We start from the raw sequence: 22,575 nt of genomic DNA on the forward strand, positions 1-22,575 counted from the left end.
CGTTGAAGTCCTGACCTAGACGTTCGCGCCGCGAAGACCCGCCAAGGGAATCCGACTTTTTTTCGCGTGCGGCGCGGCCCGCGTTCAGCCCAGCATCACGATCCCGCCCGGCCAGCGCGTGGCGCGCGCGCCGAACAGCACCTCGATCTGCTCGATCGCCTCGTCGAGGGCGTCGATGCGGAAATGCCCGCTGAGCCGGTGGCGCGCGAGCGAGTCGCTCGCCAGCACGACGCGGCCGCTGCGGTAGCGGTTGATCTCGTGGATGGCCTCGCTCAAGGGCGTGCCGCGGAACACCAGCTCGCCACGGCGCCAGGCCTGGGTCTGCGCCATGTCCACCTGCGCCACCGGCGACACGCCGGTCGCGCCGCACCAGATCTGCTCGCCCTCCAGCAGCGCGACGGTGCGCATGGGATGCATGACCTCGACGCGGCCCTCGATGCAGCTCACGCGGTAGCGCTCCTCCTGGCGCCACACGGCGACGTTGCCCACGCCGGGCACGATGCGCGTGTCGCCCGCGACCAGCTCGACGAAGGGCGCGCCGGGTCCGCGCCGCAGCGTGGCCTCGCCCGCGATCAGCCGGATGCGCTCGCCGCTGCCGGCCGCGCCGGCGGGCTGCACCGCGAGGCTGGTCTGGGTGTTGAGCATCAGCTCCACGTCGCCCGCCAGCGTCACCGTGGCCTGCTGGCCGGTGCCGGTGCGGTAGTCGGCCACCAGTTCGGACCACGAGGGCCACAGCGCCAGCGGCGGATGCACCACCGCCGCGACGGCCGCCGCGCCCGCGCTCGCGAAGCCCGCGCCGAGCAGCCAGCGCCGGCGCGTATCGACCGCCACCGCCGCGTGCGCGGCGGCGCGGGCCGGTGCCGCCGCCGCGGGAAAGAGCCGCTGGTGCGCCTGCGCCACGCCGCCGATCGCCTGCCATTCGCGCTTGGCGCGTTCGAAGGCCTGCGCGTGGCCGGGGCCGCACGCGCGCCATCGCGCGAGCTCGCGCGCGTCCTTGCGCGTGGCCGCGCCCGAGCGCAGCCGACGCACCCACGCGCGCGCTTCCGCGTCGAGACGGGAATCGGGGACTTCGGAATCGTCGTCGGCCATGTTCGAAATCATCGGTGTGCTGCTGACTGGACGTTCGGCGCCGGGGCCGGCCGCCAACTCAGTCCTTGCGCGGCCCTCGCATCTGTTCGACGCAGAACTCGTGCGCCAGGTGGATCTCGCGTTCGACGCGCCGCAGCGAGATCGCGTAGCGCTGGGCCAGTTCCTTCTGCGGAATGCCCTCGACGCGCGAGGCGAACAGCAGCTGCCGGCGCAGCGGCGGCAACTGCTCCATCGCGCGCGCCACGGCCTCGAGGTCGACGCGCGCCTCGACGGCCACGGCCGGATCCACCGCCTTCTCGTCGGCCATCAGCAACTCGTCGACCTCCTCGCCCGAGAGCTCGAGCCGGTCGGCGCGGATGCGGTCGATCGCGATGTTGACCGCGGTGCGCAGCAGGAAGCTCTGCGGGCTGTGCACCGGGCCGGCCGGCGCGCGCGCGGAGAGCTTGACGTAGGTGTCGTGCAGCACGTCCTCGGCCAGCTCGACCGAGCCGAGCCGGTGCGAGAGCTTGCGGCGCAGCACGTCGTAGCGCTCCACCAGGAAGTTCAGCAGCGCCGTCATGGGCGGCAGTCGCCGGTCTGCGCCGGCTGGCGCGGCAGGATCAGCAGCGCGATCGGCTGCGCCAGGCCCGCGGGCGGCGCCGACGCGAGCGCGAGGCCGGTGAGCCGCGCGGCGATGCGCGCATCGCGCCGCTCGTTGCCGGTGGGATGCAGCAGCACGCGTTCGACCACCGGGGCCTCGGCATCGATCCAGAGATTGAGCGCGAGACGGTAGCTGCCGGGCATGGTGGCCGGATCGCCGCACAGGGCCGCGGTCACGCGGGCCTGCAGCTCGGTGTAGTAGCCGCGGCGCGCGGCGGTGGCGGCGCTGGCGCTGGCCGTGCCGGTGGCCGCGGCAGCCGGCGCGGACCCGGCGTCCGGCGCCTCGGGACGCATCAGCATGAAGGCCGCCTGCGAGGTGTAGCGCACCACGATGCCGCTGCCCGCGAGCAGCTCGCGCAGCGCGGCCTCGGGCGTGCGCTCGCCCTGCAGCGGGCCGGCCATGCGGCCCTCGGCGATCGCGTCGTCGTAGAGCAGCGACTGGCCGGTCTGCGCATGGAAGCGGCTCAGCGCGGCGGCCAGCGGCAGGCGCGGGATGTCGAAGCGCATCGGCGCCGCGGGGTCGGCCACGGGGTCGGCCGCGGTGGTGCGCGGCGCGTCGGCGCGCGCGGCCGGCATGCCGCTCAGGAGCACCACCACCGCCATCAGTCCCGCCGCGAGCTGTGAACCCGCTGCGGGCATGCCGGATCGAGGATGGAGGTGCGGGGAAGGTGCATGCGCGGCGAGTTCGAAAGGGGCCGGGCCGCGGACATCGGGACCATCGCAGCCTGGGCGAGCCGGATGGTGACCGCGCGAGATGACGAAATCGTGTCCGAACGATGACGGCCGGCCCCGCGCCGGACCGGCCGGCGCGGGCTCAGCCGCCGGAACGCGTGGCGGCGAGCTGCCGTTCCAGGGCCTCGCGGGCCCGGCGCGCCGCCTCGGCATCGACCTGTGCCTCCAGCACCCGGACCAGTTGCTCGAGTTGCGCCGCGCCGAGCCCGACGTTCATCGCGATGCGCAGGTGGGCCTGGAGTTGCGGCTCGACGCCCGCGAGCGCCGACAGCATGCCGACGGTGGCGAGTTCGCGGCTTTGCCAGTCGAGGTTGTCGCGCTCGAACAGGTCGCCGAACAGATGGGTCTTGAGGAACTCGTCGATGGCCGGGGCGAAGTCGAACAGCGGGCCCCGGACCGGTCCGCCCGAGAGCTTCGTCTGGTTGGCGGTGCCGGCCGCGAGCAGGGCATCGCCCCGCGGAACGGGCCGCGACGGCAGCGGTCCTTCGCGGTCTCGCAGGCCGCGTTGCCGGCGCGCCTCGAGCACCTTCATCAGCTCGCCCAGCGCATTGAGGCTGCGCGGAAAGCCCGCATAGGCGTAGACCTGCACCAGGAGCTCCTTGAGCTCGTTGACGCCCAGGCCGGCGTCGAGGCCCCGCTGCAGCGCGGCGGACAGGCGCGCGATGTCGCCGCTCGCGGCGAAAGCCGCGATCGGAACGATCGCCTGCTGGCGCGCGCTCAGGGATCCGGTGCCGGCGGGCGCGGCGTTCACGGGCGCGGCATGGCAGGCGGCGGCGGCCAGGCCCAGGGCGGAGGCGAGCGCGCTCCTGCGGGACCGGTCAACGCTGGGGGTATTGCGCATCGGACACCTTCTCGAGCCATTCGACGTTCCTGCCATCGACCGTGCCGGTGACGGCCAGGTGCGTCATCGCGGTGCCCGGCGCCGCGCCGTGCCAGTGCTTGACGCCCGGCGGGCACCAGACGACATCGCCGGGCCGGATCTCCCGCACCGGCCGGCCCCACTCCTGGGTCAGGCCGACGCCCGATGTCACGACCAGGCGCTGCCCGGCCGGGTGCGTGTGCCAGGCCGAGCGCGCGCCGGGCTCGAAGGTGACGAGGCCACCGGAGGCGTTGAGGGTCTCGCTGGCCGGCCAGACCGGATCGATGCGCACGCGGCCGGTGAAGTACTCGGCGGGCCCGGCCACCGAGGCCTGGCTGCCGGCACGCGCGATCTGCTGGGCCTCGGCAACGGCTGGCGCGTTTTCGACGGCGCCGGCATTCAGGCTGTGGAGTGCCGCCAGGCAGAAGGCGGCTTGGAGGGGACGATGGCACATGGAGAGTTCCTGGGAAATGGACCGATGCCCGAACTCTAGGAAGCGCGCCATTGGTTGAGAAGACTGCAAAATCGGGATGCACTTGTGAATCCAGTTCACCAATTCATCCGTGACCACCGAGAACCTCAACGACCTGCAAGCCTTCGTCGTCGTCGCGCGCGAACGCAGCTTCACGCGCGCGGCCGCGCAGATCGGCGTCTCGCGCTCGGCGCTCAGCCATTCGATGCTGGCGCTCGAAGCCCGGCTCGGCGTGCGGCTGCTGACGCGCACCACGCGCAGCGTCTCGGTGACCGATGCCGGCGCGCGGCTGCTGAACACGCTGGCGCCGCGGCTGCAGGAGATCGCGCAGGAGCTCGAATCGCTGAGCGCGATGCGCGACAAGCCGGCCGGCACGGTGCGCATCACGGCGCACGACCATGCCATTGCCACGGTCCTGTGGCCGCGGCTGCTGCCGCTGCTGCGGGAGCATCCCGACATCGAGATCGAGTTCAGCGTGGACTACGCGCTGACCGACATCGCGGCCCGGCGCTTCGACGCGGGCGTGCGCCTGGGCAGCAGCGTCGACAAGGACATGGTGGCCGTGGCGATCGCGCCGCCGCTGCGCATGGCGGTGGCCGCCTCGCCCGGCTACCTGGCCGGCAAGCCGCTGCCGCTGGTGCCCGGCGACCTCACGGCGCACCGCTGCGTGAACCTGCGGCTGGCCACGCACGGCGGCCTGTATGCGTGGGACTTCGAGAAGGACGGCGAGGCGCTCGGCGTCCGGGTGCGCGGACAGGCGACGTTCAACAACACCTACCTGATGCTGCAGGCGGCGCTGGACGGCCTGGGCTTCGCCTGCGTGCCCCTCGACATCATGGCGCCGCACATCGCGCAGGGAACGCTGGTGCCGGTGCTGCGGGACTGGTGGCCGACCTTCCCCGGCTATCACCTCTACCACGCCAACCGCCGCCAGCTGTCGCCGGCACTGGCGCTGGTGATCGGTGCCCTGCGCTACCGGGCACCGCGCGGCAGCTGAGGCCGCGCGGGCGCTCAGCCCAGCCTGCGCCGGCCGCGCACGCGCTCGTAGCGGTAGACGCGAAAGCCCTCGTCCTGCACGAAGCCCACGGGCTCCCAGCCGCGCGTGAGCGCGCAGTCGGTGATCTGGGCCATCTGCACGCCCAGGTAATCCTGCAGCCCGTCGTCGACCGCGAGCTCGAACTTGCGCAGCTCGCGGTCCAGCGCCTCGATGGCCGCGATCGCGGCTTCGACGCTGGCGAAGGGCCGGCGCCGCGCGAGGCCGGTGGCGGGCGCCGCGGGCGCGGCCGCGCGGCGCGGCTTGGGACCGAAGTCCACGCTGATGCCGCCCTCGACGCTGTCGAGGCTGCCCATCAAGGTGACGTGGCCCATGATGTTCATGCCATGAACCCGACGTTGCGCGGATACGCGATGCCATTCGCCGTGCGTCCGAAGTTCTTCAGGTTCGGCAGGATCTCGTCGAGCTGGCTGTCGGGCACGCCGAACCAGCGCGCGAGCGTGGCCGCGTACTGGTCGACCGAGGTCGTGGGCAGCAGCCGGCCCTGCCCCACGTGCCACTGGTCGGCATCGGCCGCGGTGTTGCCGATGCTCACGGGCGGCGGCGTGCCGTAGATCGCCCTGCCCTTGACCGCACCGCCGACCACGAAGTGGTGGCCGCCCCAGCCGTGGTCGGAGCCGTCGCTGTTGTACGAGAGCGTGCGGCCGAAGTCGGAGGCCGTGAAGGCCGTGACCTGCTCGGCCAGGCCCAGCGCCGCCATCTGGCGATGGAAGGCTGCCATCGCGTCGGACAGCCGCTGCATCAGGCCGGGCTGGTTGGCGATCAGGCTGTCGTGCAGGTCGAAGCCGCCCATCGAGACGAAGAACACCTGGCGCTTCACGCCCAGCGAGGCGCGGCCGCGGATCAGGCGCGCGACCATCTTGAGCTGGCTCGCGAGGCCGTTGTTGGCCGGGAAGGCGCCGGCGGGAAAGTCGCTCTGGATCGCCGCCGTGACCTGGCCCTCGGCCTTGACCGCGCGCCGCACCACCTTGCTGTACTCCTCCTCGAGCGTGTGACCGCGCGACTGCTGCGCGAGCTGCTGCATCGCGGCCTTGACGGTGTCGGAGCCGAACAGGTTGCCGGTGTTGTCGCCCACGCTGTAGATGCGCACCGCGCCGCCGGTGCCGACCTGGTACTGCAGCGCCCGGTCGCCCGAGAGGAACACGGCATTGCCAGCGACCGACATGCAGGTGAACAGCGCGCCGGTGTTGCCCGACAGCACGAGGTCGCCGATGTTGCCGCCCCAGCCCACGGTCGAGCCCTCGGGAGAGGACGACTGCCAGACCGACTGCTGGTCGTTGTGCGAGAACAGCTTGGGCGGCACCGGCCAGGCCTTGCGGTTGCCGCTGTCGTACTGGGCGCGCGTGATCGGCGCGATCAGCGGGCCGACGTTGAGCTGCACCGCCACCTTGCCTTCGCCGTGGAACAGGTCGGCCAGCGCGGTCATCGACGGATGCAGCGCGTACTGCCGCCCGCCCGGCAAGGCCTGCGTGGGCGCGAGCAAGGTGGGCAGCAGCTGGGCGCGCGGGATCGCGATGCCGCCGCCGGCATCGCCGTTGCCGCCGCGGATCTGGCTGTACTTGCCGTAGCTGTCGGTGTCGTAGGTGACGACCGTGTTGGCGTAGTCGTTGCCGCCGTAGAGGAAGACGCAGACCAGCGCCTTGTAGTCGTCGCCGGACGCGGCCTGGGCCGCGGCCTCGCCCATGGTCGCGAGGTTGAGCGCGAACGGCAGCGCGGTGCCGGCCATCGCGAGCTGGCCCGAGCGGCGCAGGAAGGCGCGCCGGGTGTGGCGCGCGGGATCGATCAGATGCATGGGCGCCGCTCCTGGCTGGCCGTGTTCGTCGAGGTCATGGGGTTCATTTCTGCACCAGGTATTCGGGCGCGCCCATCACCAGCATCACGGCGGCGCAGACGCGGTTGAGCCGGGCGCCCTCGCTGCTGCTGGCGTTGAGCGCGGGCGTGGCGAGCGCATTGACGATCAGGCTCACGGTGGCGTTCGAGAGCTGGTTGCCGGTCAGCAGCAGGTCGAGCCGCTTCACGAGCGCCGCGGGGTCGAGCGCCAGCGCCTTCTCGGCCGCGTAGGCGGCGCGCACGTCGCCGTTGTCGATGCCGTAGGGCAGCGCGTTCTGCAGGAAGTTGAGGTAGCCGCCCACGCTGGACTCGTTGACGATCTGGAACTCGGGCGCCACCAGCTTGCGCTCGGCGATGGCGGTGGCCGGCGGCACGTAGCCGGGCCTGAAGTAGTTGAAGACCGAGGGCGAGCGCAGCGGGCTCTGGCCCAGCCCGTAGCTGGCATTGCTCTGGTCGCCGATGCGCCAGGTGCCCTTGGTGGAGCTCACGCCGAAGCTGCGGCCCCATTGCGCCAGCCGCAGCATCGGTTCGCGCAGGCGGCCGAAGTCGGGGCTGGCCAGGCCGGCCGGCCCGCGTGCCTCGTCGTCGATCAGCACGGCGGCGAACACCGCCTTCATGTCGCCGCGCACGCCCGCGCCGTTGTCGGCGAAGGCCGTGGCCACGCGCTTCACGTAGGCCGGGCTCGGGTTGCTCGTGACCAGCCGCTGGATCAGCTGCCGCCCGATGAAGGGGCCGACGTTCGGGTGGTTGAACAGCGTGTCGAGCGCGATCTTGAGCGCGGCGGCGCCGGGCGTGTTGGCGGGCACGGTGGCGCCGAGGAACTTCGCCTCGAGCATCGAGTGGCGGCTCGCGTCGAGCACCATCGGCCGGGTGGTCCAGTCCCTGGTTTCGACGGTGTAGCTCGCACCCGGCGGGCGGAAGCCGTTCTGCTCGCCGGGCTTGATGTCGAGGTCGTAGCCGGTGAACACGCGCGCGAGCTGGCTCACGTCGTTCTGCGTGTAGCTGTCGAGCGGCTGGCCGTCGGCGCCGGTCTTCGGCGTGCCGTCGGCCTCGAGCTGCTGCAGGCCGATGCTCATGAGCTGCATGACCTCGCGCGCATAGTTCTCGTCGGGCTGGCGGCCGCGGTTGTTCTCCTTCTGGTTGCCGCGCGTGTTGAGGTAGAAGCCCATCGCGGGATTGAGCGTCACGGCCTCGAGCAGCTGGCGGAAGTTGCCGGTGGCGCCGGCGGCCAGCATGTCCCAGTACTGGGCCATCATGTGCGTCGGCCAGCTCGAGCCGATGTCGTTGGCCGAGACCACGAAGATCTCGCTGAGCGCGAGCGCCATGCGCTTGCGCACCGCGTCGCCCGACAGCATGAGCTGGCGCCAGACGGTGGCATCGATGTCGGTGCCGTTGTAGGGCTGGCTCTCGACCCATTCCCAGGCGGTCTGGGTGCGCGGCGCGTTGAACTGCTGCTCGAGCCAGGGCAGGTAGCCGAGGCTGCGCACCGTGGCGATCTCCGCCTCGGAGGCCGAGAACTGTGCCTGCAGCAGGAAGCGCGCGGCTTCCGCGTCGCTCCTGGCTTGCAGGTAGTGGTAGGGACCCGTGTCGGCGGGCGCGGACGTATCGGGCTGCGGATTGCCGCCGCCAGCCGCGCCGGGGAAGATGCCGCCGCCCGCGCCACCGCCGCCTCCTCCACCGCCACAGCCCGCGATCAGCGCCAGCATCGCGAACAGCGCGAAGCCCTTCAGCGCCCCGGCCGATCCTTCGGCGCCGGGCGTGCCGTCGCCGTCCCGCGCCAGCGGCGCATCCTCCATCCCATGAGCCGCTGCCTGCCGGCCGGCTTCTTCCGTGTCGAACATGACCCTCGCTCCTGCGGCGCCCGCGCGCCGATGGAGGTCAGGAGGCAAGGCCCATGCCCTACCGGTTTCCGTGGATCGAGGGGCCGAAATCAACGGACTTTCGGCTTAGAAATGTGAACTTGTGTGACTTTTTCGTCGCCCAGGAAACACAATTTGACAATTCCTGCCCTGAATTGTCTTCAGCAAGCGCTCAGGAGGACACTGCGCGTGTCAGTCGTCGTCCCCGTCGTCGTTGGGCGCGCGGTACGGGTAGCCGGGACCGTAGTAGAGCCGGCCCGGCGGCGGCGCGATCAGCGGTGCCGGCCGGTAGTACACGGGCGGCGGCGGGCGGTAGTACACCGGCGGTGGCGGCGCGTAGTAGACCGGCGCGGGCTCGTAGTAGACCGGCGGCGGCGCGTAGTACGGCGGCGGATAGCCCGCGCCGGGCGTGCCGATCTCGATCGACCAGTGGCCGCGCGCGTTCGCGGCACCGGCCGCGCACAGCGAGGCGAGCGCCACGGCGGCGAGCGCGGCCACGTGCAGGCCGCGCGACGAGAAGGAAGAAGGCTTTAGGTTCACTGAGGGCTCCCGGTGCGGGCTGGCTGGAAACGACCGCCAACGGCGGTCCGATGCACGAGCAACGCCCGGCCCCCGCGCGCCGTGCACCTCCGGCCACCGCTTCTGGTAGCCAAACGTGACGGGGCCGGCGCCGTTCAGCCGACCGTGCGGCGCGACAGCAGCACGTCGCCGCCCATGGTGTTGAAGGCGATGGTGGGCGCGCTGAAATCGCTGAGCGGCGCGCCGAGGCCGATCTCGCCGCTGCCGTGCAGCACGCACTCCTCGCGCCGCAGCGCGATCTCGCTGCTGGGCCCGGCGTTGCCGTGGAAGCGCACCCAGGTGCCGTAGGTGCTGAGGTCGGTCAGCACGCAGCTGCCCTGGCGCAGCTCGATGCGCGCGTGCAGCCGCGACACGCGCGGATCGTTGACCACGAACTCGGCGCCGTCGACGCGGCCCAGGTGGATCGGCAGCTGCTCGGTGCGGAACATCGAGCGCACGTCGAGCCAGCTCAGCTCGATCTGGCCGAAGTTCGAATCGGCATGGCGCCCCGCCATCAGCGCGGCCGGGACGGTCAGCGAGGCGGTGACGTCCTCCTGCCAGTCGATGCGGTGCACCACCGACAGCTCGCTGCGGCCGCGGATGTTGATCGGGCCGAGGTCGCGGTGATGGACCGCGCCTTCGCGCAACTGGACGATCACCGATTCGGTGGCCCAGATCTGGCTCGGCCCCGCGAGATCGCTCAGGCGCGAGGCCAGGTTGACCGCGTCGCCGAAGCAGTCGCCATCGACCTCGAGCACCTCGCCGCTGGCCACGCCGATCTGCAGCTCCATGCGCAGCGGCGCGGGCCAGGCCAGCAGGCGCTTCTGGTGCTGGCGCTGCAGCTCGATCACCGACTGGATCGCGCCCGCGCCCTCGGCGAACAGCGCGAGCACGCCATCGCCGAGCGACTTGACCACGCGGCCGCCATGCTTCTCGCACACCGCCCCGATCCATTGCGTCAGGCGCGTCACCGTCTCCGTGGCCCGGGCATTGCCCATGGCCTCGAAGACCCGGGTACTGCCGGTCAGGTCCGCAAACACCACAGTGGAGTTGACAACCATGTTCTGAATCCGGCCTCACCGCCGTTGTTTTGTGTTGTATCTATCTCCGACCGGACACGGAGAACGCCGAAATCCAGTCATCCCTGGACGGGTTTGTACCGTCAAATCCTTCACCAAGTCGCACTATTCTGAAGAGGAAGAGTGAGGCGTCGGACAAATACTGCGAGCACTGTAGGAATAATCCCGCAATTGCATTAATACTTAAGAAAACACTCTTCAGTTTTTGCTCGAACTGCTACGTAAAGTGTGTTGTTTTCAAACAAGAAACAATGTTCCACAACTTGTCTCTTGATCACCGCCCGATTAAGGTAACCGCCAATCCTGTTCTCGGTGTTACGTAACTCGCCATGACGATCCTCCGCCGCCTGCTTCGTCTGCTGCACCTGTCGGGTGCCGGCAACGCACGCACCAAGGACCTTCAGCTCGGCCGCATCCGCAGCGCGATGCTGTCGCTGCTCCCCTCGCAAGGCGGCCACTCCGTGCAGCGCGTGAGCCAGCGCGTGCGCTTCGCCGCCGATGTCGAAACCCTCTGGTACCTGCGCCAGGACGTGATGACCGCGCTCAGCGCGATCGACGGCGAAACCGCCGCGCGCCGCAAGATGAAGGGCATCAACAGCATGTTCGAAGGCGGCCTGCCAGGCTCGATGGGACCGCGCGCGCACCAGCGCATTCCCCACCACTGATGTGACGGATGGCAGGCGGTCGCGAGCTGCCTGCCGTTCGCTTCGAGGCGGCCTCCGGGCTGCCTTTTTTTTGCGCCGCGCGGGCGCGCTTCAGTGGTCGTGGCCGTGGTCGTGCGCGTGATGCGCATGGCCGTGATCGTGGCCATGGGACCGCGCGCCGCCGTGCGGATGGTGGCCCCAGACCATGAACACGTCGCGCCCGTCGGCCGCGAGCTCGACCTTCGCGCCCACCGGCAGCAGCACCTTGGTCGGCACATGGCCGAACGGCAGGCCCGCGATCACCTGTACCTTGCGCAATTGCGCGCGCAGCCGGTCGATCACCGTGTCGAGGCCGAAGCCGCGGTCGTAGCCCGGCACCTTGCGCATGCCGGTGAACTGGCCGAAGACGATGGCGCGCTGGCGGCCGAGCACGCCGGCCATGCGCAGCTGCTCGAGCATGCGCTCGATGCGGTAGGGATGCTCGTTGATGTCCTCGATGAACAGCACGCCCTGGTCGACCGCCGGAAAGTACGGCGTGCCGAGCAGGCTGGTCAGCACGCAGAGGTTGCCGCCCCACAGCACGGCGTCGTGCACGGGCTTGAACTTGAGCGCCGCGTCGCGCACCGGCATGCGCCAGCCCGTGCCCTCGCCCTGCCCGTTCGCGAGGTCGTCGAAGCAGGCTTCCATGATGTCGTCGGGCCCGGCCTCGGCACCGAAATCCTCGCCCACCGCGGGACCGGCCCAGGTCACGGCGCCGGTCTTCGCGAGCAGCGCGTTCTGCAGCGCGGTGAAGTCGCTGAGGCCGACGAACTCGGTGCCGCGCTCGATGGCCTTGGCCAGCTTCTTGAACGGCACGCCGTCGAGGATGCGCGTGAGGCCGTAGCCGCCGCGCGCGATCAGCGCGATGTCGGCTCCGCTCGCGGCCGCGCGCGCGATGGCCGCGAGGCGCGTCGCGTCGTCGCCGGCGAAGCGCTGGTGGAAGGACAGCGCGGCCTCGTCGACCTCGACCTCGTGGCCCAGGGCCTTGAGGCGCGCCACGCCGCGCCGGAACGCGGCCTTGTCGCGCACCGCGCTGGAGGGGGAATAGATGTAGATGTGCTTGTTGCTCACGGCGTCGAGTATCCCATCGCGGCCCGCGCCGCCTCTGCCAGTGCCAGCGCCTGCGCGCGGTCCGGCCCCGAGGACCGGGCCAGCGGGCCGAGCGCGCGCAGCGCGGCCTCGAAGCCGCGGTCGGGGAACGGCGCGCGCCAGGCATCGCGCACGCGCTCGCCGCCCTCGGGCGCGGCCAGCAGCGCCGCGAAGCGGCCCGCGGGCGCGGCCGCATGCAAGGCCGCCGCCAGGTTCGCGCCGGCCTGCGAATGCACGAGCACCATCGGCGAAGGCGGCAGCCGGTCCAGCCATTCGAGCAGCACGTCGCGATGCCATTCGAGGCTGTGCGCGGCTTCGCGCTTGGGCTTGTCGCTCTTCCCGAAGCCGATCAGGTCGGGCACCCGCACGCGCAGCCCGGGCAGGCCCACGAGGTGGCGGAAGGCATAGCCCCATTCGCCGGGACCGTGCAGGCACAGGCAGGCCACGCCGTCGGCCGGCCCTTCGTCCACGTAGTGCAGGCGCCAGCCGCGCTGCGACGGCAGGTCCTGCACGTGGTGCGGCGCGAAGGCATAGTCGGCCAGCGCCGCGAAGCGCTCGGGCGACGTGCGCAGCGCGTCGTCGCGCAGCGGCTGCGCCTGCTCGCGCGCGGCCGCGCGCCGTTGCTGGAAGAAGTCCTGCAGCAGCGCCGCGCAGTCGGCCGCCAGCACGCCGCCCTGCACCTGCGTCTGGTGGTTGAGCCGGGGCAGCGCGAACAGGTCGAGCACCGAACCCGCAGCGCCGGTCTTGGGATCGGCGGCGCCATAGACCACGCGCGCGAGCCGCGCATGCAGCATCGCGCCCGCGCACATCGCGCAGGGTTCGAGCGTGACGAACAGCTCGCAGCCCTCGAGCCGGTAGTTGCGCAGCGCCTCGGCGCCGGCGCGCAGCGCGTTGATCTCGGCATGGCCGCTGGGGTCGTGCCCGCCCACGGGCGTGTTGCGGCCGGTGGCGATCACGCGGCCGTCCTTCACCAGCACCGCGCCGACAGGCACCTCGCCGGCCTCGGCCGCGCGCCGCGCCTCGGCGAGCGCGAGCGCCATGAAGCCGTCGTCGTTCAGCGGCTCACTCGTCATCGGGCATCTTGCGCTGCGACTGCTGCATCGCGGCGTCGAGGGCCTGCCTGTACTGGTCCTGCACCTGGCGAGCCTGGTCGCGCACCGGGGCCGGGGCCGTCGAGCCATCGGCGGAGACGGGCGCGGCCGTGCCGGCGAACTGCTTCTTCGCGACCAGCGCGACGATCGCGAGCGCGATCACGAGACCGATCAATCCGAGGCCGCGCATTTCAGCGGCCTTTCGCGCGGGCGGTGGTGTCGACGGAAAGCGGCATGGCGGAGTCTCGGGCAGCAAAAGCCCGATTCTCCCTCGCAACTAGCGCGCGCCCGCGGCCCTCAACTGATCGGCCATCGCCGTATAGCCGCGCGCCACCGCGAGCTGCAGCGGCGTGCGCCCCTGCCGGTCGGCCAGCGAGAGATTCGCGCCCGCACCGATCAGCGCGGCCAACGTGCGCTGGTGCCGCTCGCCGCCATCGCCCAGCACCACCGCCTCGATGGCGGCGGTCCAGTGCAGGTTGTTGACATGGTCGAGCGGCGCGCCGGCCGCGATCAGCTGGCGCACCACCTCGTCGTGGCCCAGGTGCGCGGCCGCGATCAGCGCGGTGCCGTCGTAGCGGCTCGTGACCTGCTTCGCGCTCGCGCCCAGCGACAGCAGCAGCGCCAGCGTGGCCGGGTCGTCGGCCACCGCGGCGATGGTCACGGCGTCGTAGCGGTCGTCCTCGAGCACGTCGAGCGAGGCGCCGGCCTGCGCCAGCAGGCGGATCGCCTCGCGCTGGCGCGCATGCGTGGCCACTTGCAGCGCCGTGCGGCCGCGTGCATCGCGCGCATCGAGCCTGGCGCCGCCCGCGACCAGCGTGCGCAGCCGCGGCAGGTCGCCCTGCCAGGCCGCGCGGTGCAAGCCTTCGTAGGCCCGGCCCTCGGCCACGGTGGGCGCGACCTGGGCCATGGCCGCGCCCGGCACGCCCGCGACCAGCGCCGCCGCCAGGCAAGCAGCGAGCCGAAGCGCGCGCGCCGTTCTCATCCCAGCAGGCCCTTGACCTTCTCGAGCGCGGCGTTCGCGCACTGTTCGTCGAGGTGGCCGCCGGGCGCGCCGCCCACGCCCACCGCGCCGATCACCTCGTTGCCCGACTTCACGGGCACGCCGCCGCCCAGCAGCAGGAAGCCCGGCAGGTAGACCAGGTTCGCGGCGCCGGGGTTCTTCTGCGCGTTCTCCATCATGGCCTGCGTGGGGCTCTTGGCCGAGGCCGAGGTCCAGGCCTTGCGCTCGCTCGAGGCCAGCGTGTGCGGACCGGCGTTGTCGGCGCGCTGCACGGCGCGCACGGTGCCGGCACGGTCGACCACGGTGGCGGCCACGTTGTAGCCGTTGGCGGCGCAGGCGGCGACGGCCTCGGCAGCGATCTGGTTGGCCAGCGCGAGCGAGATGTTGCGCTCGGTGCGCACCGCGGCGGGCGCGGCGGTCTGGGCCTGGGCCAGGGTGGATGCGGCCAGGCCGACGACGGCGGCGGCGAGGGTGGCGAAGCGAAGCGACGAATGCATGAAGGGGTCTCCAGTGAGTGGCGCCGGCCCGTTGCCGACGGCTGCGCCACTGTAGGAAAGGCGCGTCGGCGCGGCCATTCGTACGGCTGCGGGGCGCGCTCCGTAGTTCTACGGAGCCTCGCTATCGACCAGCAGCGCGTAGCGCCGGATCAGCTGCGCCAGCGAATCGCTCTCGAGCTTGGCGAACAGGTTCGCGCGATGCGTCTCCACCGTGCGCGGCGACAGCGCGAGCTCGCGCGCGATCTCCTTGTTGGTGAGGCCGGCGACGATGAAGGCCAGCACCTCGCGCTCGCGCTCCGACAGCTGCGCGACCCGCTCGCGCGCCGCCTGGTCGGCCTGCGAACGCTCGCGCGAGCGCACGTGCTGGCGCACCGCCTGCTGCAGCGCCTCGAGCAGTTGCTCGTCGTCGACCGGCTTCTCGAGGAACTCGGCCGCGCCGGCCTTGAAGGCACGGCGGCACATCTCGACGGTGCCATGGCCGGTCAGCATGATCACGGGCTGGTCCACGCCCTGCGCCACCAGCCGGTCGAGCACGGTCAGTCCGCCGATACCGGGCATGCGCACGTCGAGCACGATCGCGCCGATGCCCGTGCGGTCGAAGCCCGCGAGGAAAGCCTGCGGATCGGCCCAGGCCTGCACGCGCAGGCCCACGGTGCCGATCAGCAGCGCGAGACTCTCGCGCACGGCCTGGTCGTCGTCGATCAGGTGCACCAGCGGGGATTGGGGCTGGACGTTCATCGGGCGCTTTCTTCCAGCCGCAGCCGCAGGGTGAAGCGCGCGCCGCGCGGCAATGCATGCGCCGCCTCGAGGCTGCCGCCCATGCCGCTGGCCAGGGTCTCGCTGAGGCTCAGGCCCAGTCCCAGGCCGCCTTCGCGCGTGCTGAAGAAGGGTTCGAACAGGCGCGGCAGCGCCTCGGGCGCGATGCCGCGGCCGCTGTCGACGATGGCCAGCATGCCCTCCCCGCCCTGGCGCGCGAGCTCGATCTCGATGCGCCGTTCGCCCGCCGGCACGCCCTCGAGCGCCTGCAGCGCGTTCATCAGCAGGTTGTGCACGATCTGCTCGAGCGCCACCGGCTCGCCGAACACGCGCAGCGGCGGCTGGGCCGCGGCATCGAAGCGCACGGCGACGCCGCGCTGCTCGAACTCGGGCGCCAGCAGGTGCATCGCATCGCGCACCACCTCGTGCAGCGCCAGCGGGCGCAGCTCGCCGCCGGCCTCGGGCCGCTCGATCACGCGCCGCAGCCGCCCCACCACGCCGGCCGCGCGCCGTGCCTGTTCGACCGCCTGGCCCATGGCGCCGCGCGCGGTGGCGATGTCGGGCGGCTCCTCGTCGAGCAGCCGGCGCGCGGCCTGCGCATTGGCGAGCACGGCCGTCAGCGGCTGGTTGAGTTCGTGCGCGAGGCCGGCCGACAGCTCGCCGAGCGCATTGAGCCGCGCGACCTGGCCCAGGCGCAGCAGTTCTTCCGCGCGGCGGCGCGCCACGCGCTGGCGCCTTGCGGTCCACAGGCCCGCGACCAGCAGCGCCATCGCCAGCGTCCACAGCGCGATCGCGCGCCAGGGCAGCTCGGACCAGCCCACCTGGCGCTGCGCGACGAGGTCGAAGGGCTGGCTCGGCGAGGCCAGCACCTTGGAGAAGTCGAAGCGCCAGCCGCCCTCGCCGATGCGCCCCGGCTGCAGCACCAGTTGCTGGCCATCGCGCTGCAGGCTCAATCGCACGGGGCTTTGCTGCGGGTTCATGGGCCAGTCGCGCCAGGGCACCGTGCCCGCGAGGTCGATGGCCAGCGCATAGCTCACCGGGTCGGCGCCGATCGCCAGCAGGTAGCGCCCGTGCGGCAGGTCGAGCGCCGCGAACTCTGCGCGATGCAGTTCGCGCGAGCGCGCCTCGGCCCGCGCCAGCGCCTCGGCCTGCGGCCCCGGCGGCCAGGCCTCGCCGCGCGCGCGCCGCTGCACGCCGAGGATCGACGAGTACACGGCGGGCAGCCGCTGCTCTGGACGGTCGGCGCCACCGCCGCTCGCGGGCTCGAGCAATGCGAGCGTGGCCAGCACCGCGTCGTACTGCACCACCTGCTGGCTCATCAGGCGGTGCGCGATGCGCGCGTCGGTGTCGAAGGCCTGGTGCAGCCGCTCGATCTCCGCGCGCGCGAGCCAGACCGCGCCCATGGCCGACAGCGCCAGCCAGGCCAGCCACCATCCGCCGCGGGTGCGCAACCACTGTTTCATGGCGCGGATTGTGCCCGGCAGGCAGGCGCCGGCCGGGCGAGAATGCGCGCCCGAGGCATCAGTGCAATGCAGGACCATCTTTTCCCCGACCTCCCCGGATCTCCCCCTTCGGCGCCGCCCGCGCCCGCGGACGATGCGCCGGCTCCGAAGAAATCGCGCGGCGGCACCGTGCAGCCGGCGCCCGCCGATCCCGCGCTGGTCGACCTCGCGCTGCAGCTGCCGCCGCAATTGCGCTTCGGCGGCTCGTCGTGGAACTACCCGGGCTGGGCCGGCCTCGTGTGGGACGGCGAGTACGCCGAGGCCGTGCTGTCGAAGAACGGGCTCGCGGCCTATGGCCAGCATCCGCTGTTCCGCACCGTGAGCCTGGACCGCAACTTCTACCGCGCGCTCACCGCGAGCCAGTACGCGCGCTATGCCGCGATGGTGCCCGACGACTTCCGCTTCGTGGTGAAGGCGCCGAGCGTGGTGACCGATGCCACGGTGCGCGACGAGAGCGGCCGCGGCACGCAGATCAATCCGGCCTTCCTCAGCGCCGAGCTCGCGGTGCGCGAGTTCGCCGAGCCCGCGCTGCAGGGCCTGGGCCACCGCATCGGCGCGCTGGTGTTCCAGCTGAGCCCGCTGCCGCGGCCCGTGCTGGCCGACGTGCCGCTGCTGCTCGAGCGCCTCGCCGCGATGATTGCCGCGCTGCCGCCGCTCACGCCGACCGCGCCCGACGCGGTGGTCGCGGTCGAGGTGCGCGACCCGCAGCTCATGACGCCCGAGTTCGCCGCCATGCTGCGCAGCGTGGGCGCCACCTGGTGCCTGGGCCTGCACGCGAAGATGCCGCCGATCGAGGACCAGCTGCCGATGCTGCGCGCGCTGTGGCCGCGCCCGCTGGTGTGCCGCTGGAACCTGCACCGGCGCCACGGCCGCTACGGCTACGAGGACGCCGAGAAGCTCTACGGCCCGTTCGACAAGATCGTCGACCCCGATCCCGAGACGCGCCAGGCGCTGGCGCGCGTGATCGCGGGCACCGTGAAGGCCGGGCAGAACGCCTTCGTCACCGTGAGCAACAACGCCGAGGGCTGCGCGCCGCGCACCGTGGCGACCCTGGCGCAGGAAGTGGCGGACCTGCTGCTGCGCTGAGTCAGTCGACCGCGACGGTCATCTCGACCTCGACCGTCGCGTTCTTCGGCAGCGCATAGACGCCGACCGCCGTGCGCACATGCACGCCCGCGTCGCCGAACACCTCGTGCAGCAGGTCCGAGGCCGCGTCGGCCACCTCGCTGTGCAGCGTGAAGTCGGCGCTGCACTGCACGAACACGCCCACGCGCAGCACCTGGCGCACCGCGTCGAGCGAGCCGAGCTCGCGGCGCAGGATCGCGAGCGCGCGCAGCGCGCAGATCTGCGCGCCCTCGCGCGCCTGCTCGAGCGACACGGTATCGCCCGCGCGGCCCTTGACCATCACCGTGGTGCCCACGCGCGGCACCTGGCCGCTGATGTAGACGGTGTTGCCGTCGCGCACGGCCGACGCATAGTGGCCGCCGACGCGGATCTCGCCCTCGAAGCTGTGGCCGAGCTCGGCGGCGATGCGGTCGGCGGTCTGTTGGCGATGGGCGGAGGCGGTCATGGGCGGAATTTCCAGCTGAAAGAAAAGGCGCCATCTTCGCCGCACCGGCGCGCCGCGAACAGATACAGAGCCCGCGAAATGCAGCCGCAACAGAGGCCGCGCGCAAGCCCTGGTCCGAGGCTTCGAGGGGCTTGCCAAGGCCCTCGCTTTCACTCGTGCGAGACTCGCCGCTGAAGGAGAGTTACAGATGAATACATTTCTATTCGTGGTCGTTCTGGCGACCCTCGCCCTGCTCCTGGTCGTGCTGATCGCGCAGAAGCGCAACGACAGCCGCGGCGGTTTCGTCGAACGCCCGCGTCCGCGCGCGCCGCTCAACGAACGCCAGCAGGCCATGTACCACCGCCTGGTGCAGACGCTGCCCGACCTCGTGGTGCTGCCGCAGGTGAGCTTCGGCGCCCTGCTCACCGCGCGCACCCGCGCCGCGCGCAGCGGCTTCGGCCGCAAGATCGCCGACTTCGTCATCTGCGACCGCAACTTCGAGGTGGTGGCCGTGGTCGGCCTCGACGAGAAGGCCGGCCGCAAGGAACGCGCGCTGCGCGAGGCCCACGATGCGCTGCTGGTCGATGCCGGCTACCGCGTGCTGCGCTATGCGCGCGTGCCCGACGTGGGCCGCGTCGAGGCCGACTTCGATCCCTCGCTGGCCACGCCGCGGCTGCAGCTCGGCCCGCGCTTCCTCGAGGCGATGGCGCTCGAGCGGCCGGCCTTCAAGGCCTCGACGCACCAGTGGCATCCGTCGAAGGCCAGGCGCCGGCGCCGCGAGCGCCAGCTGCCCGCCGCCGTTCAGGCCTCGAACGCGAGGTAGACCCGCCCGTCCTCGATCTTCACCGGGTAGCTGCGCAGGTCCTCGGTGAGCGGCGCGCACATCGCCTTGCCGCTCCGCACGTCGAAACGGCCCTGGTGCAGCGGGCACTCGATCTCGTGGCCCTCGAGGAAGCCGTCGCACAGCCGCGCATGGCCGTGAGTGCAGATGTTGTCGGTGGCATGGATGCCGTCCTCGGTGCCATAGAGCGCGATGTCGCGGCCCTGCACGTCGATGCCGATCACGTCGTCGGCGGGGACGTCGTCCACCGCCGCGGCGTCGATCCAGGTGATCGTGGTCATGTTCTTTTCCTTCGTGGCGTGGGTGGCTGTCAGTCGGGCTTGAGGCCCGTGCGCTCGATCACCGGCTTCCAGCGCCGCAGTTCCTCGCCCATGAACTTCGCCAGCGCCTCGGGCGTGCTGCCCACGGGATCGAAGTACGCGGTCTGCAGGCGCTTTTGCACCTCGGGGTCCTTGAGCACCGCGGCGATCTCGCGGCTCATGCGCTGCACGATCGCATCGGGCGTGCCCTTGGGCGCCATGTAGGCGAACCACGGCACGGCCTGGATGTCGGGCAGGCCCGATTCGCGCAGGGTCGGCAGCTCGGGCAGCAGCGCCGAGCGCTCGGCCGAGGTCACGGCGATGGCCTTGAGCCGGCCGGCCTTGGCCTGCGGCATCACCGACACCGGCGGCAGGCAGGCGAACTGCACGTCGCCCTGGATGATCGCGGTGACGGCCTGGCCCGAGGACGCATAGGGAATGTGGACCGCGAAGGACCGGGTCTTGAGCTTGACCAGCTCCACGCCCAGGTGCGAGATCGAGCCGTTGCCGGTCGAGGCGAAGTTGAACTGGCCGGGGTTGCGCTTCAGCGCCTCGAGCCAGGACTTGACCGAGTCGACGTTCATGCCGTTCGACACCGCGCACACATTGGGCGTGGTGGCCGCGAGCGACACCGGCACCAGGTCCTTGAACGGGTCGTACGGCAGGTTCTTGTAGAGGATGGTGTTGTAGACCAGCGGCGCGTTGACCGAGAGCAGGAAGGTGTAGCCGTCGGGCGCGGCCTTCGAGGCCTGGTCGGTGCCGCTGTTGCCGCCCGCGCCGGGCTTGTTCTCCACGATCAGCGGCTGGCCGATGCGCGAGGCGAGCTTGTCGTTGACGATGCGCGCGAGGATGTCGGGCGAGGCGCCCGCGGCGAAGGGCACGATCACGCGCACGGGACGCTGCGGCCAGTCCTGGGCCTGGGCCGTGATGGCGATGGCGGCCGTGGCCGCGAACACGAGCAAGGTTTTCATGGCCGCGCCTCCACGTCCACCATGCCCAGGTGATCCTGCTGCTCGCGCGCGATGAAGCCCGCGATCAATGCGCGGTAGGCGGCCTCCACCACCTCGGGATAGGCGCCCTCCTGTTCGGCCAGCGCCCTTACCTTGTCGATCACTTCCTGCTGGCGCTGGGGCGCCGAGACCTGGAAGGCATCGCGCTTGAAGCGCGCCGCGTCCTTCACGTAGCGGCCGCGCTCGGCCAGCAGCGCGACGATTTTGCGGTCGAGCGCGTCGATGTTCTCGCGCACCTCGGCGAGGTTGGCGCACAGCGGCCGGTAGGCCGGGTCGGTGAAGCGGCGCAGCGGCGCGCCGTGGGTCTCGGGTTCTTTGTCCTGCATGGCTCAGATCGGATAGATGATGGAATTCGGGATCATTTCGCTGTCGAACACGCACAGGCGCGACGCGAACTTCAGGCCTTCGGGCGTGGACACCACGCGGTCGATGTAGCGGCCCACGTTGAACACGGTCGAGGGCCCGTCGAGCTTGGTGCGGAACACCGCGTAGTTGGCCTCGCTGCGGATGGTGCCGTCGTCGTCGACGCCGTGCACCACCGGCAGCCCGACCACGTGGCGCTGGTAGTACGGGTCGTGGAACAGCGTCTCCTGGATGCCGTAGACGCGGTCCTCGAGCATGCCGCGGCTCTCGAAGGACAGCGTGGCCAGCGGCAGGCCGCGCTCGTGGTTCTCGCGCGGCTGCAGCCGGTAGCTGCACTGCTCGGTGAAGAAGGCCGGCCACAGGCTCCACTGGCCCGAATCGACCGCATGGGCATAGGCCGCATAGAGCCGGGCCAGCTCGAGGTAGGCGGCAGGGTCGAGCTGCTTCATGCGGCCTCCATCACTTCGCGCCAGTAGCGGTACATGCCGCGGATCAGCGTCTCGGTCACCATGTGGTCGGTGTTCTCGACCTCGCGCCCGCCGAGCTCGGCCAGCGTGCGGTGGTAGGGCTTCTGCTCGAAGCCCTGCTGCGAGAACTCGATCACCTCGCCGTCGTCGGCCGACACGAAGCCCGCCGGCCCGAACAGGTTGGCCTGGCGCAGGCGGCGCTGCGTCATCTCCTCGCTGTCGTCCTCGAAGCCGAAATGGGTCCAGACGAAATCGAAGGCATCGTGGCCCACGGGCTGGATGTGGCGCGTCGACACGCTGTTGACCTGCTGCTGCAGGATCAGGCTCGGGAACAGCGTCATCATCACCGCGGTCGGCCCGCCCCACCAGGGCTCGGGCACGATGTCGAGGAAGCGCGGGTCCTTGAGCTGCATGCTCTCCTTGAAGCTGGAGACCTGCGTCACCTGCGCGGCCTTGCCCGCGCTGCCGCGCGTGGAGATCATCGCGGCGTGGCGCCCGCGCGCATCCATCTTGAGCTCCGACTTGTTGTCGGCGCGCCAGAGCCCGAAGGTCACGAACCAGGTGTGGAGCAGGCCCGGGTGGTACGGGTCCTTGATGTTCTCCTGCATCAGCTTCCAGTTGCCGGGGATGCGCTGGCGGCTGTAGCCGAGGATGGTGAGCTTGCGGCCGTCGAACAACCGGTCGAAGTAGCGCAGGATCTCGGGGCCGAGGAAGTCCTCGAAGGACTCGATGCCATGGTCGAAGGAGGCGAACACCACGCCGCCGCGCCGCGCCACCTTGAGCTTGTTGAGGCCGTTCTCCTCGAGCTTGAAGTCGCCGGGCATGCCGCCGTTGACCTTGCCGTCCTGCTTCACGCCGCGGCGGAACGGCACGCCCTGCAGGTCGCCCTTGAGCGAGTAGTTCCACTGGTGGTAGGGGCAGACGAAATCCTTGCGGTTGCCCTGGCGCTCGCGGCAGAACTGCATGCCGCGGTGCGCGCAGACGTTCTCCACCACGTGGATCTCGCCCTCCATGTCGCGCACCAGGATCACCGAGCGCTCGCCGACGGCGGTGCGCTTGAAGTCGCCGGGGTTCGGGATCTCGGCCTCGAGGCCGACGTAGCACCAGTGCTTCTCGTAGAAGAAGCGCTGCAGCTCCTTCAGGTGCAGTTCCTCGTCGGTGTAGGCCTTGAACGGGATGCGGCTGGTCTGCTCGTTCTCCCAGCGCAGCTCGATGGGGAACACGGCTTGCGTTGTCATCGCGGGTCTCCTTGTCTTT

The 22,575-nt window shown here is 71.3% G+C and carries 27 protein-coding genes; 4 read left to right on the forward strand and 23 right to left on the reverse strand.

Features of this window, described 5'->3' with window-relative positions; genetic code table 11:
- Window positions 1-84: 84 nt before the first annotated feature.
- From ACEN9J_RS05740 to ACEN9J_RS05760, 5 genes are all read right to left on the reverse strand, one after another.
- Window positions 85-1,089: a FecR family protein gene (locus ACEN9J_RS05740; protein WP_413763569.1), complete on the reverse strand. Its 1,005-nt coding sequence runs from the start codon at window positions 1,087-1,089 to the stop codon at window positions 85-87.
- Between the two features lie 58 nt (window positions 1,090-1,147).
- Window positions 1,148-1,648, reverse strand: coding sequence for an RNA polymerase sigma factor (locus ACEN9J_RS05745; RefSeq protein ID WP_057594968.1), 501 nt, complete (start codon window positions 1,646-1,648; stop codon window positions 1,148-1,150).
- A complete protein-coding gene (locus tag ACEN9J_RS05750) occupies window positions 1,645-2,367 on the reverse strand; it encodes an STN domain-containing protein (RefSeq protein WP_413763570.1) in 723 nt (240 codons plus the stop codon). The genes ACEN9J_RS05745 and ACEN9J_RS05750 overlap by 4 nt, the downstream gene beginning before the upstream one ends.
- A gap of 175 nt (window positions 2,368-2,542) precedes the next feature.
- The gene (locus tag ACEN9J_RS05755) at window positions 2,543-3,301 is read right to left on the reverse strand and encodes a carboxymuconolactone decarboxylase family protein (RefSeq protein WP_413763571.1); all 759 of its coding nucleotides are present in this window, start codon (window positions 3,299-3,301) and stop codon (window positions 2,543-2,545) included.
- Window positions 3,279-3,773 (reverse strand): cupin domain-containing protein, encoded by a 495-nt coding sequence (locus tag ACEN9J_RS05760; protein WP_413763572.1) that lies wholly within the window; start codon window positions 3,771-3,773, stop codon window positions 3,279-3,281. Before ACEN9J_RS05760 ends, ACEN9J_RS05755 begins: the two co-directional genes overlap by 23 nt.
- Before the next feature lie 109 nt (window positions 3,774-3,882).
- Here ACEN9J_RS05760 and ACEN9J_RS05765 point away from each other — a divergent pair, with 109 nt between their 5' ends.
- A complete protein-coding gene (locus tag ACEN9J_RS05765; protein ID WP_413763573.1) occupies window positions 3,883-4,788 on the forward strand; it encodes a LysR family transcriptional regulator in 906 nt (301 codons plus the stop codon).
- Between the two features lie 14 nt (window positions 4,789-4,802).
- Here the strand turns inward: ACEN9J_RS05765 and ACEN9J_RS05770 are convergent, their stop codons facing one another.
- The 5 genes from ACEN9J_RS05770 to ACEN9J_RS05790 all read right to left on the reverse strand — a co-directional run bounded on the left by ACEN9J_RS05770 (window position 4,803) and on the right by ACEN9J_RS05790 (window position 10,153).
- Window positions 4,803-5,168 carry a hypothetical protein gene (locus ACEN9J_RS05770; RefSeq protein ID WP_057594963.1) on the reverse strand — a complete coding sequence of 122 codons (366 nt, stop codon included), beginning with the start codon at window positions 5,166-5,168 and terminating at the stop codon, window positions 4,803-4,805.
- The gene (locus ACEN9J_RS05775) at window positions 5,165-6,637 is read right to left on the reverse strand and encodes a DUF1501 domain-containing protein (RefSeq protein ID WP_413763574.1); all 1,473 of its coding nucleotides are present in this window, start codon (window positions 6,635-6,637) and stop codon (window positions 5,165-5,167) included. Before ACEN9J_RS05775 ends, ACEN9J_RS05770 begins: the two co-directional genes overlap by 4 nt.
- 43 nt (window positions 6,638-6,680) lie before the next feature.
- Entirely contained in the window at window positions 6,681-8,516 is a 1,836-nt protein-coding gene (locus ACEN9J_RS05780; protein WP_413763575.1) for a DUF1800 domain-containing protein, read from the reverse strand.
- A gap of 210 nt (window positions 8,517-8,726) precedes the next feature.
- The gene (locus ACEN9J_RS05785; protein WP_296735124.1) at window positions 8,727-9,074 is read right to left on the reverse strand and encodes a hypothetical protein; all 348 of its coding nucleotides are present in this window, start codon (window positions 9,072-9,074) and stop codon (window positions 8,727-8,729) included.
- Window positions 9,075-9,208: 134 nt separating this feature from the next.
- Entirely contained in the window at window positions 9,209-10,153 is a 945-nt protein-coding gene (locus ACEN9J_RS05790) for an adenylate/guanylate cyclase domain-containing protein (protein ID WP_413763576.1), read from the reverse strand.
- A gap of 347 nt (window positions 10,154-10,500) precedes the next feature.
- Between ACEN9J_RS05790 and ACEN9J_RS05795 the strand changes: the two genes are divergently transcribed.
- The gene (locus tag ACEN9J_RS05795; protein ID WP_057594959.1) at window positions 10,501-10,836 is read left to right on the forward strand and encodes a hypothetical protein; all 336 of its coding nucleotides are present in this window, start codon (window positions 10,501-10,503) and stop codon (window positions 10,834-10,836) included.
- 90 nt (window positions 10,837-10,926) lie between these two features.
- On the opposite strand, the gene ACEN9J_RS05800 is transcribed toward ACEN9J_RS05795, so the two are convergent.
- The 7 genes from ACEN9J_RS05800 to ACEN9J_RS05830 all read right to left on the reverse strand — a co-directional run bounded on the left by ACEN9J_RS05800 (window position 10,927) and on the right by ACEN9J_RS05830 (window position 16,750).
- Window positions 10,927-11,925, reverse strand: coding sequence for an LD-carboxypeptidase (locus tag ACEN9J_RS05800; RefSeq protein WP_413763577.1), 999 nt, complete (start codon window positions 11,923-11,925; stop codon window positions 10,927-10,929).
- The gene (gene tadA / locus ACEN9J_RS05805) at window positions 11,922-13,016 is read right to left on the reverse strand and encodes a tRNA adenosine(34) deaminase TadA (RefSeq protein ID WP_413763578.1); all 1,095 of its coding nucleotides are present in this window, start codon (window positions 13,014-13,016) and stop codon (window positions 11,922-11,924) included. The genes ACEN9J_RS05800 and tadA overlap by 4 nt, the downstream gene beginning before the upstream one ends.
- A complete protein-coding gene (locus ACEN9J_RS05810) occupies window positions 13,006-13,224 on the reverse strand; it encodes a hypothetical protein (RefSeq protein ID WP_057594956.1) in 219 nt (72 codons plus the stop codon). The genes tadA and ACEN9J_RS05810 overlap by 11 nt, the downstream gene beginning before the upstream one ends.
- 87 nt (window positions 13,225-13,311) lie before the next feature.
- On the reverse strand, window positions 13,312-14,016 hold the full coding sequence (locus tag ACEN9J_RS05815; RefSeq protein WP_172705494.1) for an ankyrin repeat domain-containing protein: 705 nt from the start codon (window positions 14,014-14,016) through the stop codon (window positions 13,312-13,314).
- On the reverse strand, window positions 14,013-14,531 hold the full coding sequence (locus ACEN9J_RS05820; protein ID WP_057594955.1) for a GlcG/HbpS family heme-binding protein: 519 nt from the start codon (window positions 14,529-14,531) through the stop codon (window positions 14,013-14,015). The genes ACEN9J_RS05815 and ACEN9J_RS05820 overlap by 4 nt, the downstream gene beginning before the upstream one ends.
- Window positions 14,532-14,639: 108 nt before the next feature.
- Window positions 14,640-15,269: a response regulator transcription factor gene (locus ACEN9J_RS05825; protein WP_057594954.1), complete on the reverse strand. Its 630-nt coding sequence runs from the start codon at window positions 15,267-15,269 to the stop codon at window positions 14,640-14,642.
- Window positions 15,266-16,750, reverse strand: coding sequence for a sensor histidine kinase (locus ACEN9J_RS05830; protein ID WP_413763579.1), 1,485 nt, complete (start codon window positions 16,748-16,750; stop codon window positions 15,266-15,268). The genes ACEN9J_RS05825 and ACEN9J_RS05830 overlap by 4 nt, the downstream gene beginning before the upstream one ends.
- A 66-nt stretch (window positions 16,751-16,816) precedes the next feature.
- Between ACEN9J_RS05830 and ACEN9J_RS05835 the strand changes: the two genes are divergently transcribed.
- Complete coding sequence (locus ACEN9J_RS05835) at window positions 16,817-17,875, forward strand: DUF72 domain-containing protein (RefSeq protein ID WP_261205799.1); 1,059 nt, start codon at window positions 16,817-16,819, stop codon at window positions 17,873-17,875.
- Window position 17,876: 1 nt separating this feature from the next.
- Here the strand turns inward: ACEN9J_RS05835 and ACEN9J_RS05840 are convergent, their stop codons facing one another.
- Window positions 17,877-18,359, reverse strand: coding sequence for a RidA family protein (locus tag ACEN9J_RS05840; protein WP_261205800.1), 483 nt, complete (start codon window positions 18,357-18,359; stop codon window positions 17,877-17,879).
- A gap of 187 nt (window positions 18,360-18,546) precedes the next feature.
- On the opposite strand from ACEN9J_RS05840, the gene ACEN9J_RS05845 reads away from it, so the two are divergent.
- A complete protein-coding gene (locus tag ACEN9J_RS05845; RefSeq protein WP_261205801.1) occupies window positions 18,547-19,161 on the forward strand; it encodes a DUF2726 domain-containing protein in 615 nt (204 codons plus the stop codon).
- Here ACEN9J_RS05845 and ACEN9J_RS05850 read toward each other — a convergent pair.
- From ACEN9J_RS05850 to ACEN9J_RS05870, 5 genes are read right to left on the reverse strand one after another with little or no spacing between them, the layout of a single operon-like run.
- Window positions 19,140-19,460, reverse strand: coding sequence for a non-heme iron oxygenase ferredoxin subunit (locus ACEN9J_RS05850; RefSeq protein WP_261205802.1), 321 nt, complete (start codon window positions 19,458-19,460; stop codon window positions 19,140-19,142). The genes ACEN9J_RS05845 and ACEN9J_RS05850 overlap by 22 nt on opposite strands.
- A 29-nt stretch (window positions 19,461-19,489) precedes the next feature.
- Window positions 19,490-20,449, reverse strand: coding sequence for a Bug family tripartite tricarboxylate transporter substrate binding protein (locus tag ACEN9J_RS05855; RefSeq protein WP_413763580.1), 960 nt, complete (start codon window positions 20,447-20,449; stop codon window positions 19,490-19,492).
- Entirely contained in the window at window positions 20,446-20,814 is a 369-nt protein-coding gene (locus ACEN9J_RS05860; RefSeq protein ID WP_057594948.1) for a chorismate mutase, read from the reverse strand. The genes ACEN9J_RS05855 and ACEN9J_RS05860 overlap by 4 nt, the downstream gene beginning before the upstream one ends.
- Before the next feature lie 3 nt (window positions 20,815-20,817).
- Window positions 20,818-21,300 (reverse strand): aromatic-ring-hydroxylating dioxygenase subunit beta, encoded by a 483-nt coding sequence (locus ACEN9J_RS05865; protein WP_057594947.1) that lies wholly within the window; start codon window positions 21,298-21,300, stop codon window positions 20,818-20,820.
- Window positions 21,297-22,556 carry an aromatic ring-hydroxylating dioxygenase subunit alpha gene (locus tag ACEN9J_RS05870; protein ID WP_413763581.1) on the reverse strand — a complete coding sequence of 420 codons (1,260 nt, stop codon included), beginning with the start codon at window positions 22,554-22,556 and terminating at the stop codon, window positions 21,297-21,299. The genes ACEN9J_RS05865 and ACEN9J_RS05870 overlap by 4 nt, the downstream gene beginning before the upstream one ends.
- Between the last annotated feature and the right edge of the window lie 19 nt (window positions 22,557-22,575).

Origin of the sequence: Variovorax sp. Varisp41, from assembly GCF_047325085.1 — a bacterium.
GTDB lineage: Bacteria > Pseudomonadota > Gammaproteobacteria > Burkholderiales > Burkholderiaceae_C > Variovorax.

Coding starts and splice junctions, on each gene's coding strand:
- ACEN9J_RS05795 (WP_057594959.1), top strand. CDS start 10,501: ATGACGATCCTCCGCCGCCTGCTTCGTCTGCTGCACCTGTCGGGTGCC.
- ACEN9J_RS05755 (WP_413763571.1), bottom strand. CDS start 3,301: ATGCGCAATACCCCCAGCGTTGACCGGTCCCGCAGGAGCGCGCTCGCC.
- ACEN9J_RS05860 (WP_057594948.1), bottom strand. CDS start 20,814: ATGCAGGACAAAGAACCCGAGACCCACGGCGCGCCGCTGCGCCGCTTC.
- ACEN9J_RS05855 (WP_413763580.1), bottom strand. CDS start 20,449: ATGAAAACCTTGCTCGTGTTCGCGGCCACGGCCGCCATCGCCATCACG.
- ACEN9J_RS05780 (WP_413763575.1), bottom strand. CDS start 8,516: ATGTTCGACACGGAAGAAGCCGGCCGGCAGGCAGCGGCTCATGGGATG.
- ACEN9J_RS05810 (WP_057594956.1), bottom strand. CDS start 13,224: ATGCGCGGCCTCGGATTGATCGGTCTCGTGATCGCGCTCGCGATCGTC.
- tadA (WP_413763578.1), bottom strand. CDS start 13,016: ATGACGAGTGAGCCGCTGAACGACGACGGCTTCATGGCGCTCGCGCTC.
- ACEN9J_RS05870 (WP_413763581.1), bottom strand. CDS start 22,556: ATGACAACGCAAGCCGTGTTCCCCATCGAGCTGCGCTGGGAGAACGAG.
- ACEN9J_RS05835 (WP_261205799.1), top strand. CDS start 16,817: ATGCAGGACCATCTTTTCCCCGACCTCCCCGGATCTCCCCCTTCGGCG.
- ACEN9J_RS05830 (WP_413763579.1), bottom strand. CDS start 16,750: ATGAAACAGTGGTTGCGCACCCGCGGCGGATGGTGGCTGGCCTGGCTG.
- ACEN9J_RS05750 (WP_413763570.1), bottom strand. CDS start 2,367: ATGCCCGCAGCGGGTTCACAGCTCGCGGCGGGACTGATGGCGGTGGTG.
- ACEN9J_RS05840 (WP_261205800.1), bottom strand. CDS start 18,359: ATGACCGCCTCCGCCCATCGCCAACAGACCGCCGACCGCATCGCCGCC.
- ACEN9J_RS05815 (WP_172705494.1), bottom strand. CDS start 14,016: ATGAGAACGGCGCGCGCGCTTCGGCTCGCTGCTTGCCTGGCGGCGGCG.
- ACEN9J_RS05740 (WP_413763569.1), bottom strand. CDS start 1,089: ATGGCCGACGACGATTCCGAAGTCCCCGATTCCCGTCTCGACGCGGAA.
- ACEN9J_RS05820 (WP_057594955.1), bottom strand. CDS start 14,531: ATGCATTCGTCGCTTCGCTTCGCCACCCTCGCCGCCGCCGTCGTCGGC.
- ACEN9J_RS05790 (WP_413763576.1), bottom strand. CDS start 10,153: ATGGTTGTCAACTCCACTGTGGTGTTTGCGGACCTGACCGGCAGTACC.
- ACEN9J_RS05770 (WP_057594963.1), bottom strand. CDS start 5,168: ATGAACATCATGGGCCACGTCACCTTGATGGGCAGCCTCGACAGCGTC.
- ACEN9J_RS05845 (WP_261205801.1), top strand. CDS start 18,547: ATGAATACATTTCTATTCGTGGTCGTTCTGGCGACCCTCGCCCTGCTC.
- ACEN9J_RS05865 (WP_057594947.1), bottom strand. CDS start 21,300: ATGAAGCAGCTCGACCCTGCCGCCTACCTCGAGCTGGCCCGGCTCTAT.
- ACEN9J_RS05760 (WP_413763572.1), bottom strand. CDS start 3,773: ATGTGCCATCGTCCCCTCCAAGCCGCCTTCTGCCTGGCGGCACTCCAC.
- ACEN9J_RS05745 (WP_057594968.1), bottom strand. CDS start 1,648: ATGACGGCGCTGCTGAACTTCCTGGTGGAGCGCTACGACGTGCTGCGC.
- ACEN9J_RS05825 (WP_057594954.1), bottom strand. CDS start 15,269: ATGAACGTCCAGCCCCAATCCCCGCTGGTGCACCTGATCGACGACGAC.
- ACEN9J_RS05850 (WP_261205802.1), bottom strand. CDS start 19,460: ATGACCACGATCACCTGGATCGACGCCGCGGCGGTGGACGACGTCCCC.
- ACEN9J_RS05775 (WP_413763574.1), bottom strand. CDS start 6,637: ATGCATCTGATCGATCCCGCGCGCCACACCCGGCGCGCCTTCCTGCGC.